Origin of the sequence: Cognatishimia sp. (assembly GCF_049116455.1) — a bacterium.
Taxonomy (GTDB): Bacteria; Pseudomonadota; Alphaproteobacteria; order Rhodobacterales; family Rhodobacteraceae; genus Cognatishimia.
Window position 1 is genome coordinate 619,493 of the sequence record NZ_JAGDYW010000003.1, and the last position, 15,591, is coordinate 635,083.

General features: G+C 51.8%; 19 protein-coding genes. 12 read left to right on the forward strand and 7 right to left on the reverse strand.

Going from position 1 to position 15,591, the window contains the following annotated elements:
- Positions 1-102 precede the first annotated feature (102 nt).
- From JXQ85_RS08040 to JXQ85_RS08050, 3 genes are all read right to left on the reverse strand, one after another.
- Positions 103-420 (reverse strand): hypothetical protein, encoded by a 318-nt coding sequence (locus tag JXQ85_RS08040; RefSeq protein WP_421748378.1) that lies wholly within the window; start codon positions 418-420, stop codon positions 103-105.
- 12 nt (positions 421-432) lie between these two features.
- Positions 433-1,008 carry an OmpA family protein gene (locus JXQ85_RS08045; RefSeq protein WP_421748379.1) on the reverse strand — a complete coding sequence of 192 codons (576 nt, stop codon included), beginning with the start codon at positions 1,006-1,008 and terminating at the stop codon, positions 433-435.
- Between the two features lie 135 nt (positions 1,009-1,143).
- The gene (locus tag JXQ85_RS08050) at positions 1,144-2,046 is read right to left on the reverse strand and encodes a LysR family transcriptional regulator (protein WP_421748380.1); all 903 of its coding nucleotides are present in this window, start codon (positions 2,044-2,046) and stop codon (positions 1,144-1,146) included.
- Between the two features lie 90 nt (positions 2,047-2,136).
- Here JXQ85_RS08050 and JXQ85_RS08055 point away from each other — a divergent pair, with 90 nt between their 5' ends.
- Together JXQ85_RS08055 and JXQ85_RS08060 are read left to right on the forward strand one after the other, a co-directional pair.
- Positions 2,137-2,565: a DUF6326 family protein gene (locus JXQ85_RS08055; protein WP_421748381.1), complete on the forward strand. Its 429-nt coding sequence runs from the start codon at positions 2,137-2,139 to the stop codon at positions 2,563-2,565.
- Entirely contained in the window at positions 2,558-3,286 is a 729-nt protein-coding gene (locus JXQ85_RS08060; RefSeq protein ID WP_421748382.1) for a class I SAM-dependent methyltransferase, read from the forward strand. The genes JXQ85_RS08055 and JXQ85_RS08060 overlap by 8 nt, the downstream gene beginning before the upstream one ends.
- 8 nt (positions 3,287-3,294) lie before the next feature.
- Here JXQ85_RS08060 and miaB read toward each other — a convergent pair whose 3' ends face one another.
- Entirely contained in the window at positions 3,295-4,617 is a 1,323-nt protein-coding gene (gene miaB, locus JXQ85_RS08065) for a tRNA (N6-isopentenyl adenosine(37)-C2)-methylthiotransferase MiaB (protein ID WP_421748383.1), read from the reverse strand.
- A 114-nt stretch (positions 4,618-4,731) separates the two neighbouring features.
- Between miaB and JXQ85_RS08070 the strand changes: the two genes are divergently transcribed.
- Together JXQ85_RS08070 and JXQ85_RS08075 are read left to right on the forward strand one after the other, a co-directional pair.
- Entirely contained in the window at positions 4,732-5,601 is an 870-nt protein-coding gene (locus JXQ85_RS08070; protein ID WP_421748384.1) for a hypothetical protein, read from the forward strand.
- Between the two features lie 28 nt (positions 5,602-5,629).
- Positions 5,630-6,793, forward strand: a complete 1,164-nt coding sequence (locus JXQ85_RS08075; protein ID WP_421748385.1) for a serine/threonine protein kinase — start codon at positions 5,630-5,632, stop codon at positions 6,791-6,793.
- A 20-nt stretch (positions 6,794-6,813) separates the two neighbouring features.
- On the opposite strand, the gene irr is transcribed toward JXQ85_RS08075, so the two are convergent.
- Positions 6,814-7,230 carry a Fur family transcriptional regulator Irr gene (gene irr, locus JXQ85_RS08080; protein ID WP_421748386.1) on the reverse strand — a complete coding sequence of 139 codons (417 nt, stop codon included), beginning with the start codon at positions 7,228-7,230 and terminating at the stop codon, positions 6,814-6,816.
- A 185-nt stretch (positions 7,231-7,415) separates the two neighbouring features.
- Here irr and fabA point away from each other — a divergent pair, with 185 nt between their 5' ends.
- From fabA to JXQ85_RS08095, 3 genes are read left to right on the forward strand one after another with little or no spacing between them, the layout of a single operon-like run.
- Entirely contained in the window at positions 7,416-7,925 is a 510-nt protein-coding gene (fabA, locus tag JXQ85_RS08085; RefSeq protein WP_421748387.1) for a bifunctional 3-hydroxydecanoyl-ACP dehydratase/trans-2-decenoyl-ACP isomerase, read from the forward strand.
- A gap of 30 nt (positions 7,926-7,955) precedes the next feature.
- Positions 7,956-9,185, forward strand: coding sequence for a beta-ketoacyl-ACP synthase I (fabB, locus tag JXQ85_RS08090; RefSeq protein WP_421748388.1), 1,230 nt, complete (start codon positions 7,956-7,958; stop codon positions 9,183-9,185).
- 15 nt (positions 9,186-9,200) lie between these two features.
- Positions 9,201-9,992 carry an enoyl-ACP reductase FabI gene (locus JXQ85_RS08095; RefSeq protein WP_421748389.1) on the forward strand — a complete coding sequence of 264 codons (792 nt, stop codon included), beginning with the start codon at positions 9,201-9,203 and terminating at the stop codon, positions 9,990-9,992.
- Between the two features lie 105 nt (positions 9,993-10,097).
- Here the strand turns inward: JXQ85_RS08095 and JXQ85_RS08100 are convergent, their stop codons facing one another.
- A complete protein-coding gene (locus JXQ85_RS08100) occupies positions 10,098-10,421 on the reverse strand; it encodes a YciI family protein (protein ID WP_421748390.1) in 324 nt (107 codons plus the stop codon).
- 48 nt (positions 10,422-10,469) lie between these two features.
- On the opposite strand from JXQ85_RS08100, the gene JXQ85_RS08105 reads away from it, so the two are divergent.
- Positions 10,470-11,387 (forward strand): LysR family transcriptional regulator, encoded by a 918-nt coding sequence (locus JXQ85_RS08105; protein ID WP_421748391.1) that lies wholly within the window; start codon positions 10,470-10,472, stop codon positions 11,385-11,387.
- Between the two features lie 3 nt (positions 11,388-11,390).
- Here JXQ85_RS08105 and JXQ85_RS08110 read toward each other — a convergent pair whose 3' ends face one another.
- Complete coding sequence (locus tag JXQ85_RS08110; protein ID WP_421748392.1) at positions 11,391-11,819, reverse strand: FKBP-type peptidyl-prolyl cis-trans isomerase; 429 nt, start codon at positions 11,817-11,819, stop codon at positions 11,391-11,393.
- A gap of 146 nt (positions 11,820-11,965) precedes the next feature.
- Between JXQ85_RS08110 and JXQ85_RS08115 the strand changes: the two genes are divergently transcribed.
- The 4 genes from JXQ85_RS08115 (at position 11,966) to JXQ85_RS08130 (ending at position 15,586) form a co-directional block, all read left to right on the forward strand.
- Positions 11,966-12,649 (forward strand): haloacid dehalogenase type II, encoded by a 684-nt coding sequence (locus JXQ85_RS08115; RefSeq protein WP_421748393.1) that lies wholly within the window; start codon positions 11,966-11,968, stop codon positions 12,647-12,649.
- Positions 12,649-13,479: an alpha/beta fold hydrolase gene (locus tag JXQ85_RS08120; protein ID WP_421748394.1), complete on the forward strand. Its 831-nt coding sequence runs from the start codon at positions 12,649-12,651 to the stop codon at positions 13,477-13,479. Before JXQ85_RS08115 ends, JXQ85_RS08120 begins: the two co-directional genes overlap by 1 nt.
- A gap of 112 nt (positions 13,480-13,591) precedes the next feature.
- Entirely contained in the window at positions 13,592-14,791 is a 1,200-nt protein-coding gene (locus JXQ85_RS08125; RefSeq protein WP_421748395.1) for an endonuclease/exonuclease/phosphatase family protein, read from the forward strand.
- 9 nt (positions 14,792-14,800) lie between these two features.
- Positions 14,801-15,586, forward strand: coding sequence for an alpha/beta fold hydrolase (locus JXQ85_RS08130; RefSeq protein WP_421748396.1), 786 nt, complete (start codon positions 14,801-14,803; stop codon positions 15,584-15,586).
- Positions 15,587-15,591 lie beyond the last annotated feature (5 nt).

Consider the following 15,591-nt stretch of genomic DNA (forward strand, 5'->3'; position numbering starts at 1 on the left):
GCAAGTGATTCACTGGTAAATTTCACGTAAGCGTCATAAAAATTGGCCGCACGAATTACACGTGCGGCCAAATCGATAATTATTTAAGTTCAAAGACTTAAATTAGGCTGGATCGTTAAAGATCGTGCCCTTTTTGTAGTTGCCAGTCGCATGGCTTGGCGGTGCAATTGGTGCACAAACCGGCTTGCCGTAGCGATCTAGGCGCGCATCCATGTAACCTTCGTTGCCATCATCGATGATCCAGTGGTGGCATCCATTTGGATCGACCCAAATACCTGCAACCAGATCCGTCAGAGGCTTAGCATCATAGCCGCCATCAACAGTTTTGTCAGTGATTTCAGGACCACTGCGCTCTTCGCCGAAGCAGCCCGCCAATGCGGACATTGTGGTCAGAGCAACACAGAGTTTAACAAGTTTCATGCCCTGTCCCCCTTATTCGATACACATGATTTCAACGCGGCGGTTTTCTGCCCGGCCGGCTGAAGAACGGTTGCTGGCGCGTGGCATGCGTTCACCATAGGCCCGCACGTCCGCAATCTGCGCGCCTGCAGATTGGCCAACTTTGGCCACCGCTGCTGCGCGACGCAGACTTAGCGACATATTTGCTTCGTCACTGCCACGGTTATCTGTGTGGCCCATGACGATGTAATACTGTGCATTTGCGCTTGCGAAGAACTGCTTGATCTTTGCCCGACCAGAGGCGCTAAGCCCTGCGCTGCCGGATTTAAAGAATTGGTCTGAGCTCAACTCGCCGCACAGGTTGCCTTCACTACACACCGGCAGGCCCTGACGGGTGAGAACCGGGCTCATATAGCCCTCTGCACCATCGTCCATGACCCAGTGCTGACACCCATCCGGGTCAACCCAAATACCAGGAATGTATTCCTGCGCGCGCACTTGTTTGGTGCCTTGAGAAATGGCGGTTCCGGCGGTGGCTGTAATGGACATGGCCGCAATTAGGGCCCCTCCCATCAACTTGCGCGCGGATGCTTTCAGTGTAACTGCCACGATCATACCCTCTATCTGCCCCGCTTCCCCCCACGTACGACGACGCGGCACGGGCTCTTTGATGCCTTGTAATGCGGGTAGTCTAGCAAATTTTTGGCTCATGTGAAGGAATAATACTAGATATGGTGGTCACAACTAGGATTGTGAGCTTTGTTGCAACAACTCTTCACTCAACACATCATAAACAAGTCGTATACGCATATTTGTGTGCAAATCCCTATGAGTGGTCAGCCAAACCGGCATCTCGCCAAGAGGAACCTGAGGCAAAACGCACTGGAATTCAGCAAACCTTTCGGCATATTCCTTCGGCAGAATAGCGATGCCCAATCCTCGTCGTGCCAGTTCGAAATACGACACGCCATCCATCGTGGTGATTTTAAAGTTTGTCGCATCAACGGACATACCCAGCGCTTTGAACTGTGGAATAAACCTTTCTGCACTTTCATATCCCACGAAATTAGCCTTTGAGAGATCGGCCGGGGACTCGACCGGGCCAATCGTGTTCAAATAGGTTTTGGTGCCGTACAGAAACGGCGACAGGTTGCCGAGTTTTTTGGCGATCAATTCTGGTTGTTCAGGTCTGATATGGCGGACAGCAATATCTGCCTCACGTCGCAATAGATCACTGACATCATTGCTGGCCCTGAGATCAACGTGGATATCAGGGTATCGGTCGCGAATGACCGCGATGATGCCAGGCATGATATAGGCGGCCATTGCATCGCTGCAGGATATTCGAACGGTGCCCGAAATGGAGTCTGACTGCCCGTTTGCAACCAAAGCAATTCGGGTTGCTGCCTCAGTCATTTGACGGACATCTTCCAACAGAGCAGTACCCGCTTCGGTCAATTCCATGCGGCGGGTTCCGCGCAGGAACAACGTCAAACCCAATTCTTCTTCAAATCCCCCAATTTGACGGCTGAGCGTAGGCTGGGTCAGTTTCAGCTTACGAGCAGCGCCAGACAAAGATCCCTCTTCGACCACAGCCAAAAACGCACGCACATGGTTCCAGTCGTATGAAATATCACCCCAATTCATCTATTTTTGTATACCATTTATTTAAAAATACAGAATTCCATTCCGATATAGATGAAATCAAAGTGAGGCGAAACTCATTTAGGAGCCCCGATGCTGTCGCCCCATGCCCAACACTCCAAAGGATCGCTGCTTGCGACACTTTGGATTTTCGCAACATTCAACATTCTGTTCCGAGATATCCACGAACTGACAACCGCAAGCGCCATCGCCGAAATTTCGTCAGGGTATCTGAATGGAAATCCGATTACCGAAGAGGTCCTATTTGCAGGCTCATTCGGTGTCGTACTTTATCTGTTGGCAATTCCGGCTTCCTTCGCCTTGTCAGAGCGCACTGCGCGTATCCTAAACATGATTTTCCCGGTCCTGGCCACCATAGGCGTGTTCTTGGGACAGCCCAACGACCCAGATGATTTTGTTTTCGCAACGGTTGAAATCTTCACATTTGGTCTGATTTTTTGGATCGCTTCACGCTGGAAAATTTCTGAAACCGCGTCCAAGAAGGCGATACGTCATGTATGATCCCGTTCCACACTTCAGCACGCCAAGGACGTGGTTCGACATTGGTGCGCTGCGCTTTGGCAGTTGGGAAATCAGCCTCAGACGTCATTCGTGGGATGATCACCGGCTTACAGAACTTTATGATCGTGAGGCCCCATCATGGACACGAAAAACCCAACGATTGGGGCTGGCCGAGGCTTATGAACACCTCACCAAAGCTGCTCAGTATCTGGGAACCGCAAAACCTTTGAAAATACTGGATATCGGTATCGGTACAGGTGAGATGTCCTCGGCTCTCTTGCGTCACTTGGGGCGGGATGTTGAACTAACCGGTGTCGATATTTCACGCTCAATGCTTGAAATCGCTGAGGAGCGTTTGCGCAATGAATGTTCATCGCTGCGCTTACAACAAGCTGATGCCTGCAGACTGCCTTTTGCAGACAATAGTCGTGACCTGATTGTCTGTGGGCATGTTGTTGAACACCTGTGCGAACCAACTAACGCCTTGAGGGAAATGTTGCGTGTGCTGCGCCCAGGAGGGCAATTGCTTATCTGCATCACCCGCAATAGCGTTGCAGGCGCATTGATCCAATTGATGTGGCGCACCCATCGCGCCTCACCGAAAACGGCGATGAACTGGTTAATGACCTCAGGCTTTGAGAGAGTAGAAGCTATCAACCTGCCACAACACACGGCCATGTCGAAGTTAAGCTGCGGCTACTCAGCGTTTAAGCCACAATGAATATTGGTTTAAACAGCCACACCCATCAATGAATTGGTCTTGCTTTCGATGATCTTAACCTTTCGGATGTCACCGATCGCGGCGCCCGATCCAGCCACATGCACAGCGTGCAGATAATCGGATTTACCAACCATCTGATCCTCGAGTCGGCCTTCTTTTTCAAACAAGACCGAAACCTCACGCCCGACCATAGCGTCCTGCAGCTCTTTTTGCTGTGTGGACAGCAAAGCCTGCAATCGTTGCAGGCGTTCGTTGGCTTCAGCGTCATCCACCAAGGGACGCTCTGCGGCTGGGGTTCCTGGGCGCGTGGAGTATTTAAAGGAATATGCCTGCCCGTATTTGACTTCTTTGATCAAATCCAAAGTGGCTTGGAAATCCTCTTCAGTTTCTTCAGGGAAGCCGACGATGAAGTCACCAGACAGCAAGATATCAGGGCGTGCAGCGCGAATGCGTTCAATCACGCGCAGATAGCTTTCGGCCGTATGGCTACGGTTCATGCGTTTAAGGATCTTATCGCTGCCAGATTGTACTGGCAGGTGTAGATACGGCATCAGCTTTTTGCATTCGCCATGGGCGGCAATAAGATCATCCTGCATGTCATTCGGGTGGCTGGTGGTAAAGCGAATGCGCTCCAGCCCGTCAATTTTGTCGAGCTCCCAGATCAGATCGGCCAAGGACCAGGTCCCGCCCTTTAGACCATCGCCATGATAAGCATTCACATTCTGACCCAACAGCGTGATTTCGCGAACGCCGCGTTCTACCAGTTCCTGCGCTTCCGTAATCACACGAGAAGCTGGCCGCGAGACTTCTGCCCCACGCGTGTAAGGCACAACGCAAAAGGCGCAAAACTTGTCGCAACCTTCTTGAACTGTCAAAAAAGCAGCCGGCGCGCGTTTGGCTTTGGTGCGCCCTTTCAGCTTTTCAAACTTATCCTCTTCAGGAAAATCTGTATCCAGCGCTTTTTTACCTGAACGGGTTTGTTCTTCCATCTCTGGAAGACGGTGATAGGCCTGCGGACCAACCACCAAATCAACAGCTGGCTGGCGGCGCATAATTTCCGCGCCTTCCGCCTGCGCGACGCAGCCCGCCACGCCGATCTTCAGATTAGGTTTATCAGCCTTCAACGCCTTCATGCGGCCCAGTTCGGAATAAACCTTTTCGGCGGCCTTTTCGCGAATGTGGCAGGTGTTCAGCAGGATCATATCCGCTTCATCTGCATTATCCGTGGTCTCATAGCCTGCCCCGCCCATGGCTTCTGCCATGCGCTCACTGTCATAGACATTCATCTGACAGCCATAGGTCTTGATGAATAATTTCTTAGGGTCGGACATGTTAGATACTCGCGGATTTAAGGCGCTTCCGTATATCAGGTTCACTGTGGCTTGCAATGCACGTCAAATTAACCGAATTTAGCCACAACGAAGAGCAGAAAAACAAAGAGCACTATGCGTTTCACGTCGTTTGATGATCTATTGGCCAAGGGTAAGGCCCTGATATCTAAAGGTCCTTTGGCCCTGATCTTTGTCGAGGACGAGGTCGAGATCAACACCACCCTGCGCCACCACGTGGATCTGGGGTTTGATCAGGTGATCGCCTTTATGCCCAAGAGCTTTAAAATGGCCTATGACGTTTCTGAGGATGTGATCCGTGTGGATTGTGAACACACCAGTGGGCAACCGATGATCGATATGGTCAATAAGGTCGCCAAACACGCACCCGGCGTCTGGCTTTATTACTGTTTTAACGCTGAATATCTACTGTTCCCATTTTGCGAAACCCGCACGATTGGTGAAATGCTGGCCTTCCACACGGAAGAGCGCCGCAGCTCCATGTTGACCTATGTGGTCGATCTTTATGCGGATGATCTTCGGGAACACCAAAACGCGGTCTCAATAGAAAACGCACTGCTGGATAAAACCGGATACTACGCCTTAGGCCGCCAAGACCCGGATAATCACGACCACCCCAAAGACCGGCAATTGAATTTCTACGGCGGTCTGCGCTGGCGGTTCGAAGAACACATCCCGCAGGTGCGCCGCAAGATCGACCGCATTTCGATCTTTAAAGCCACCGAAGAGGTTGAAATGCGCCCTGATTTCACCCTGACGGATGAAGAGATGAACACCTTTAGCTGTCAGTGGCACAACAATCTAACGGCTTCGGTTTGCTCCTTCCGCACTGCGAAGGCGTTAAAAACCAATCCGGGGAGTACCTTTGATATCCCAAGCTTTAAGTGGCACAATTCTGTGCCGTTTGAGTGGCATTCTCGGCAGTTACTGGATCTAGGGCTGATGGAACCGGGGCAGTGGTTTTAAGTTGTAATTTGTTATCGAGCTTTGAAAATTGACAAAACCCATTGTACTTCCAGAACATGCTGAGTTTAATCGTCCAAAACGTTTTCGATGTGAAAAAGTCCTTTCTCCAGGGGCATGTGGTGAAACGGTCCTTCTTCAGGACGAAGAAATGGACCTTAAAGTCGTTGCAAAAAAATACAAACCAGTAATAGAAAAAGCTTCTGACCCTGTCTTTTTCAACGAGTTATTCGAGCGGTTCAAAACAGAAGCAAAAATTCTTTTTCAACTGAACCATCCTTATATTGTTAGAGTATTCAATTTTTATGACTATTCTGAGAAAGATACTGCCTACATCCTAATGGAGTATGTTGATGGATACGACATCAACGAGTACTTAAAGGAACATCCAGAACACGCTGAATTACTTTTTGAAAGAGTAATTGATGCTTTTGTTCATTTAGAAGCCGAGAGCATTTTACACCGGGATATACGACCGGCAAATGTATTGGTAACGATTGGCGCCATACCGAAAATTATAGACTTTGGTTTTGGAAAACACACATCGCAGAAAGGCTTTGATGACAGTAAAAGCATTTCCTTAAACTGGTGGTGTGAAACGCCGCCAGAATTTGAAAGAGGTGTTTACGATCACCAAACAGAAGTTTACTTCATCGGCAAGCTTTTTGAGTTCGCCCTGAAAGGTGTCAAACAATCAAGTTTTGGATACACCAAGTTATTGAAATCTATGTGTGAGCGTTCTCGGAGTAAAAGAGCTAAATCATTTCGCGCGCTTGATGATACACTTTCAAAAAGTAAGCTAGCGGAACTCAACTTCTCAGTAGATGAGATCGAGATTTACAGAGAATTTGCAAACACCTTGTCGACATATTTTGCGTCAATCGAACGAGATGCCGAATTCAACCGTGACTCCGAGCAACTAATTGCATTTCTAGATAGCACTTATCGGAAATCAATGCTGGAAGAGTATTATTCGGATCCCGGAAAAGTTGCCTCAGCATTTGTTCATGGGGCCTATCAATATTGGAAAAACAAGAACATTTACGTTGAAGAGACCAAGAAATTCATTGATCTGCTCAAACAATCCACTCTGGAAAAGCGGAAAATCATTTTAGACAATCTTTATGGACGTTTAGAGGCGATCGACAAGTACTCAATTTCAAGCACAGATTTGGATGATGAAATTCCGTTCTAAAGGCCAAATCTCAGTGCAGATCACTTCCGTCTTAACCGAATGACCACATCTACCTTGGAAATCTCTGCACCCTCAGGCGCATCTGGCAGGGACAGGATTTTCAGCTGATCCGCAGGCGCATCCGTCAATGCGCGCTCATCTTCCCAGAAGAAATGCGGGTGATCTGAGATATTGGTGTCAAAATAGCTTTTGGAGCCATCCACCGTGATCTCTTGCATAATACCCGCATCACAGAAGGCCCGCAGGGTGTTATAGACCGTCGCCAATGACACGCTGTCGCCGTGGTCTTGCACATCGGCATAAAGGCTTTCCGCCGTCACGTGCCGATCCTGACCATCGCCAACCAGCATCGACGCCAGTGCAACGCGCTGACGTGTTGGGCGGACGCCGCCCTTTACGAGCCATTCAGTGCCAATGCGGACCTGATCTGTGGTCATGGTGCCTATGCCTGTCATTTTGATCCTTTAAGTCTAGGGATTCACTTAGCTGAATTCAATTGAAAATCATTTGCAGTATAAATGCTCGACTTGAAGCTTCCGTGACGTCGCCTCGCCCTTGCACCCCCAGTAATCCCAATGGTACAGGAAGATAACGACAGAAAAAAACAAGGGGGCATGCCTGCATGGCCGATTTTCCAACCAGCTTCGACAAAGAGGGTCTTCTGAAATGCGCACGCGGCGAGCTTTTCGGCCCCGGAAATGCGCAATTGCCTGCGCCTCCGATGTTGATGATGGACCGTATCACAGACATTTCCGGTGATGGCGGCGCGCATGGCAAAGGTCATGTGTTGGCGGAATTCGACATCACGCCTGACCTTTGGTTCTTTGAATGCCATTTCCCAGGCAACCCAATCATGCCAGGCTGCCTTGGTCTGGATGGCCTGTGGCAACTGACAGGTTTCAACCTTGGCTGGCGCGGCTGGCAGGGTCGCGGCTATGCGCTTGGCGTAGGCGAAGTGAAACTCAAAGGTATGGTGCGCCCCGAAAGCAAACTGCTGACCTATGAAATCGACTTTACCAAAGCGATCCAAACCCGTCGCCTGACCATGGGGGTTGCGGATGGCATCGTGAAGATCGACGGCGAAATCGCCTATGAAGTTAAAGACATGAAGGTCGCCCTGTCCGAAGCTTAAGCCCCCCGGCTATCACTAAGGAGTACGCTCATGCGTCGAGTCGTCATCACCGGTTTGGGCATTGTCAGCTCAATCGGCAATAACGCAGAAGAAGTCATTGCCAGCTTGAAGGCCGGCAAATCTGGCATCGAAACCAGCCCTGAAATGGTGGAACACGGGTTTCGCAGCCAAATCGCAGGCACGTTGAAAATCAACACCGCTGATCACATCGACAAACGCACCCTGCGTTTCATGGGCGACGGCGCGGCATACGCCCATATCGCCATGAGCCAAGCAATTGCCGACGCTGGGCTGAATGACGATCAAGTTGTGAACGAACGCACCGGCCTGGTGGCTGGTTCCGGCGGCCCGTCCACCTCTGCGATGCTGACCGCACACCAAACCGTCGCCAAAACCGGCGCAACCAAGCGCATTGGGCCTTTCGCTGTTCCTAAGTGCATGAGCTCGACCATTTCAGCGAACCTTGCGACTGCGTTTAAGATCAAAGGCATCAACTATTCGATCACCTCGGCTTGCTCGACATCCCTGCACTGTATCGGCAACGCCGCAGAGCAAATCATGATGGGCAAACAGGACGTGATGTTTGCCGGCGGCGGCGAAGAGCTGGACTGGACGCTGTCTTGTCTCTTTGACGCTATGGGAGCGATGTCTTCTAAGAAAAACGACGACCCAACCAAGGCCTCACGCGCCTTTGATCAAGACCGCGATGGTTTTGTGATCACCGGCGGTGGTGGTATTGTTGTGTTGGAAGATCTGGATCATGCACTCGCACGTGGCGCCAAGATCTATGCGGAAGTTACCGGCTTTGCCGCGACCTCTGATGGTCACGATATGGTGGCGCCATCCGGTGAAGGTGGCGAACGCGCGATGCGTCTTGCGCTGCAGACCCTGCCAGAGGGTCGCAAGGTCAGCTATATCAACGCGCATGGCACATCCACACCAGTGGGTGACGTGGGCGAAGTCGAAGCAGTCCGCCGCGTCTTTGGCGAAGGCTCTGTGCCTCCGATCAGCTCCACCAAATCTATGACCGGTCACGGTCAGGGTGCTGCGGGTGCTATGGAAGCGATCTTTTGCCTTCTGATGCTGGACAATGACTTCATCACGCCATCGATCAACGTGGAAACCTTAGCCGATGGCATTTTGCCAGGTGAGATCGCTACGGATCTGGTGGAGAACGCGGGCCTTGATAGTGTTATGACCAACAGCTTTGGCTTTGGCGGCACCAACGGGTCCATGATCATGTCGAAATATAACGGTTAAGCAAGGAAGACTGTAATGTCTGGTCAGCTACAAGGAAAACGAGGCCTCATCATGGGTGTCGCAAACGAACGTTCCATCGCATGGGGCATTGCCAAAGCTATGGCCGAGGCCGGTGCTGAACTGGCCTTCACCTATCAAGGCGAGGGTTTTGGCAAACGGCTCGCACCGCTGGCCGCCTCGGTTGGCAGCGATTTCATGGTTGATGTAGATGTCACAGATGACGCTTCTCTGGACACGGCGTTTGCGCAATTGGGCGAGCGTTGGGACAGCATCGATTTTGTGGTTCATGCGATTGCCTTTTCAGACAAGAACGAGCTGACAGGCCGTTTCCTTGAAACAAGCCGCGCGAACTTCAAAAACTCGATGGATATTTCCTGCTATTCCTACATCGAAGTCGCACGCCGTGCGTACCCAATGATGAAGGATAATGGCGGCACCCTGCTGACATTGACCTATGGTGGCTCAAACCGCGTGACGCCAAATTACAACGTCATGGGTGTTGCGAAAGCCGCATTGGAAAGCACGACACGGTACTTAGCAAATGATCTTGGCCCAGATGGTATTCGCGTGAACGCAATTTCACCTGGCCCGATGAAAACGCTTGCTGGTGCGGCCATTGGTGGTGCGCGCAAAACCTATAAGCACACCGATGAAAACGCGCCGATGCGTTCGAACGCTACGCTGGAAGCAGTTGGCGGTACTGCCGTTTATTTGGCTTCAGACGCAGGCGCATGCACCACCGGTGAAATTATTCGCGTGGATGGTGGCTTCCATGTCTTAGGTATGCCTCAGCAAGAAAACCTGTAAGCCTTTAAGCCCTTACAGAAAAAACAAAAAAGAGGCCCAGCATTTGCTGGGCCTTATGTGTTTCACAGGGAGTATGAACACGAATTTCGTTTTAAGAAAGGACGTTCACGCCATGACTGGCGACGCTTCGGCCACGGGGCGGTTCAGGTTCACGATATCAACCTGGCTCCATTTCATAATACGGAAAGATTTACGCAGACCTGTCGGCCAAAACGGATCTTCGCGAACGTAACGCTGTACTTCATCTTCATCCTCAGCATTCATAACCCACATACCACCGGCGCCATTGTCATCAGCGTCAGAGAGATCACCCGCTGCAGCGATCTTTTGCGCGTTCCGTTCCAAGAATTTCAGATGCAGGGGCAGATAGCTCATGCGAACTGTGACATCCGTTTCTGGATTATCCTCAAATAGCACCACATATTTCATAACAAGTCCTCCCAAAGCCTCGCCCTGAGACTTGATAGCACAGCAAATTTGAACCTTGCATCGGCAATTGTGCCGTTTAATACTGCAAAAATGCAGGATTTTGATTGGAACGACCTTCGTTATGTTTTGGCGATGCACCGTACAGGCTCTTTTGCAGAGGCCGGTCGTCGCGTGGGCGTCAGCGAAACCACTGTCTCAAGGCGCGTGGCAGCTTTGGAAGAAAAGCTGGGCGTGAAACTTGTTCAGAAGGGCGGCAGCGCCGGATATGAGGTTTCCGACATCGGCCTTTTGGTTCTGGATCATGCAGAAGTGGTGGAACAACAGGCCGCAACCATTCTGGAACTCGCAGGGAACAAGGCTTCAACGGTTGGCACTGTTCGCCTAAGTGCCGTGCCATTGGTCATCAATCGCATTCTGGTTCCCGAATTGCACAAGCTGCATCGCAGACACCCGGAATTGGTTCTGGAGCTTATCCCCGAGACCCGCAATATCGACCTGACCAAACGCGAGGCAGATTTGGCAATCAGATTGGCGCGCCCGCAATCAGGTGGTCTGAAAACCTCCACTCGTCGCATTGGGCAATTGCATTACGCGGTTTTTGGTTACGGCAGCGCCGATAGTGATAAATCGGATCGCTCCAACTGGATCATCTATGATGAAAGTCAGGCAAGTTTTCCGCAAGCGATTTGGCTGAATGCTGCCTTGTCGCAGGGCAAAGACGAACCCTCCCCTTTGCGCGTGGCAGATGCTGAAACAGCAATTGAGGCCATTGCCACAGGGGTTGGGAAATCAATCTTGCCGCGCCGGGTGGCCGCCATGGATCAAAGATTGCGAGAGTTGGTGCGCCCCACCGGGACGCCCCCACTGCCAAAACGTGATGTTTGGCTGATGTCTCACAGTAGCCAAGTTGGCTCTGTGGCGGTAAATGCCGTCAAAGACTGGCTTGCCGACATTCCCTGGAGTTAACCCTTAGCTGATGGACACAAGTTCCAGCGCAAAGGTTAGATCTTTGCCAGCCAGATCGTGGTTTGCATCCAGCGTTACTGTGGCGTCGTCAAAGGCTGTTACTTTAACAGGCAACACATGGCCATCTGGCGACTGCATCTGAAGCGTCAGGCCGACTTCAAGTGGGATTTCAGCTGGGATTTGCTCGCGTGGAACATCCTGAACCATTTCAGGGCGGGATTCACCATAAGCGTCAGCACATGGGATATTCACGGTTTTCTTCTCACCAACTTCCATACCAGATACGCCGTCATCAAAGCCCTTGATCACCATGCCAGAGCCCAGTTTGAATTCCAGCGGATCGCGGCCTTCTGAACTGTCAAAAACGGTCCCGTCGTCCAGAGTGCCTGTGTAGTGGATGCTAACGGTATCGCCCGATTTTGCAGCTGTCATATGGTGTCCTAACCTTGGATATCGCCCAGTTTTGTTCTGTCTGTCTGGGCCTAAGCGCTCGCACCCTACTCTGACGTTCCGTCATTGCCAACCGGATGATTGACTTTGCCCGCCCAAGGCTCAAGCTGGGATTTGGAGGGGAGCTCATGACCATCACAACCTGTATTTTTGATGCCTATGGAACGCTGTTTGATGTGGCCGCGGCCGCGCGAAGCGCGGCTGATGAACCGGGCTACGAAGCGCTGCAGACCACCTGGCAAAAAGTGGCGTCAGATTGGCGCCTCAAGCAGCTGCAATACACTTGGCTCAGGGCCATCACCAAAGAGCATACCGATTTCTGGCAAGTTACGCAGGATGGGCTGGATTGGGCATTGGAAGCCTCAAAGCTTACGGAGCCAAAAATCCGCACGCGATTGTTGCAGCTATATTGGGAACTGGCCGCCTATCCCGAAGTGCCTGCGATGCTACAAGCGCTGAAGGAAAAGGGGTTGAACACGGCCATCCTTTCAAACGGTGAACCCAAAATGCTACAAGCGGCGATCGACAGCGCAGGCATTGGCAATGTGTTGGACGACTGTTTGAGCGTCGAAGATGTCGGGATCTTCAAACCCGATGCGCGTGTCTATGAACTGGTCCTCAAACGATTTTCCTGCCAGCCAGATCAAGTGTTATTTGTTTCGTCTAATGGATGGGACGCCGCCGGAGCCACTGGTTTCGGGTTTCAAACCGTCTGGGTCAATCGCGCGCAGGAACCGGTTGATCGCTTGCTTCACCGCCCGCAGCACGTATTGTCCGATTTAACAGATATTCCAACGCTGACGGACCCCTGATGCCCAATTTCAAAACCACCGATGGATTGACGCTTTATTACACAGATCAAGGCGCAGGTATTCCCGTTCTGTGCCTGTCAGGCCTTAGCCGAAACTCCAATGATTTCAGCTACATCGATGGGCATCTAGACGGCATTCGCCTGATCAAAATGGATTACCGGGGCCGTGGGCGTTCGGATTGGGCTGAAGACCATACTACCTACAATATTCCACGTGAAAGCATGGACGCCTTGGAGCTGATGGATCATTTGGACATCCAACAATTCGCGGTACTCGGCAGCTCACGTGGGGGCCTCTGCGCTATGACCATCGGAGCCTTTGCAAAAGAGCGCCTGCTGGGTGTCGCCTTTAATGACATCGGGCCTGAGATCGACCCACGTGGTCTTGAAGTCATCAACGACTATCTTGGCCGTCCACCCTCTTGGAAAACCATCGGTGAGGCCGCCGAGAAACGCGCAAAAGCCATGGTTGGGTTTGACGACGTTCCAGAGGCGCGGTGGCGCGAAGAGGCTGAGAAACTGTATCGCCAGACCTCAGACGGATTGGCGCTGACCTACGATCCAAAATTGCGCGATGCGGTTCTGGGAGCTCGCATTGAGGAATTCCCAGACCTCTGGCCTTATTTCACCGCGCTCTCAGATATACCGGTGACCGTGATCCGCGGCGAACACTCCAATATTCTAAGCGCAGAGACCTTTGCAAAAATGGCCGAGGCCATGCCGAGCGCCACTATGGCTGAGGTAAAAGATCGAGGGCATATTCCGTTCTTAGATGAACCAGAATCGCGTGTAGCGTTGAACACATGGGTATCTAAACTTCAGAACACTTAATGCGCCTGGAAATCCCCCCCAGACAAAAACCGGCATGAGGCGCAGAAAGCCGGTTTGTTAACGCGCGGCACTGCGCTAGCTTAGGGTAACTTTATTTGCTGAGTGGTGCCGAATGACCCGTTTCACGATTGCCTCCTTTAACGTCAAAAACCTTATTGGCGCTGACAAAGAATACTACCGTTTTCAAAGCTATACGCCCGAGGAATATGCGTGGAAGGTCGATTGGATGGCCGATCAGCTCTTGTCCATGGATGCCGACATTGTTGGCTTTCAGGAGATTTTCGAAGAAGACGCTTTAAGGGATGTCATCACGGAAACCGACAGTCGCGGAGCAGAGCTAAATGACGCTGTGATCCCCGGCCGCGACAAACGTTACCATCGTAAAGCTATTTTCAAAAAGCTTGGGTTTGACGGCTATAAAGACGCAGCACTTGCTTTTGCGCCTAACGTCAATGACACCGGCGAGCCCGGCAAGCGCCGTCCGGGCGTTGCGATCCTCAGCCGGTTTGGTTTTGCTGAAGCGCCAGAAATCATCCAAGAGCTCGAAGAGCCAGTGTCCATCCCTTTCCAAGAATTGGGCGGCGGCGATGCTGGCAGTTTCACCATAACAAAAATCAGTCGCCCGATTCTAAAGGTGCGCATCCCGGTTGGCGGGCAAGTCATCACGGTCTTTAACTGCCACCTCAAATCCAAACTGGGCGAGCTGATCACACCCGAGGGTGCCGATCATGCACCTGAAGCTGACCTGACAAGTTACGATGCCGTTGGTCGCGCATTGGGTGCGATGCGAGCCGCTGTGCGCCGCATGGCAGAGGCCTGGGTGCTGCGTCGCGCCATTGTGGCAGAGCTTGAAATGGGCCGTCCCGTCATGGTGACGGGCGATTTTAACGATGGAGAACATGCGGTCAGCTCTGAAATCATCTCGGGCGAGGCGCCGTTTAAGAATTATTCCTGGATGCTGCGCCATGACGCCGAAACGCCGCGGGATCGTTATAGCCCCGAAGAGGATGCACAAATCCGCGCTGACATGTTGAAGCTGCAACTCACGCCTGCCGAAAAACTGTTTGTGCGCAAAAGCTTGCGCGACATGGTCTACACAACGGCCTTTGGCGGCGTGCATGAGAGCATCGACCAGATTTACCTGAGCCAGCAGTTCCACCCGGACAACGCGGCCAAAATTGGTGAAATGGAATATTTCAGCGTCTTCAACGACCATTTGACCGATGGAAGTCACCCAGAAGCGCCGTATAATAAGCTCGCATCCGACCACGGGCAGATCATTGCCCATATGCGGATTGATAAAACGAGCTAAGACTGACCTATGAAACTTCAGTTGGGCGATATCGCCCTCAACGTTGAAACCAGCGGGCCAAATATCGGCGCGCCGCTGGTATTGCTGCACGAATTTGGCGGCAACCTGCATCTATGGGATGCACTGCTGCCGCTGATGCCTGAAACGCTGCATGTGATCCGCATTGATCTGCGCGGGCACGGGGCCTCAGATTGCCCTGCCCGGCCCTATTCTATGGGTGGCATGATCAAGGATATGGAGAGCGTTCTAAGCGAGATGAACATCCGCGACAGCGTTGTTATGGGCGTTGGCCTTGGTGGCATGATTGCGCAGGGATTGGCTGTGAAGCGGCTGGATCAAGTGCGCGGTCTTGTGCTGTGTAATACGGCGGCCAAGATTGGGCATCCTCCGCATTGGCAGGCGATGATTGATGAGGTTAGTGCCAAAGACGCTGATCAACTGGCTGAACGCATGATGCAAATCTGGTTTCACCGTGCAGCGCTCAATTCTGGCCAACATCTTGAAGCGCAACGCATCTTCCAAAGCACCCAAGCGGATGGATTGGCCGGGGCGTTTGAAGCGCTGATGGGCAGTGATTTTTACACGCCCACCAGTGGGTTGCGCCTGCCGTGTCTTGGGATCGCCGGAGCCGAAGATCGCTTTGTCCCCAACGATATGACACACGAAACGGCCAGTTTAATCCCCGGTTCTGATTTTGCATTGATCCGCAAATCCGGCCACCTGTCACCCCTTGACCAACCTACAGCCGTCGCTGAAAAGCTAACCGAATATCTGAAACGCATCGGCCACGTCTAAGCCGC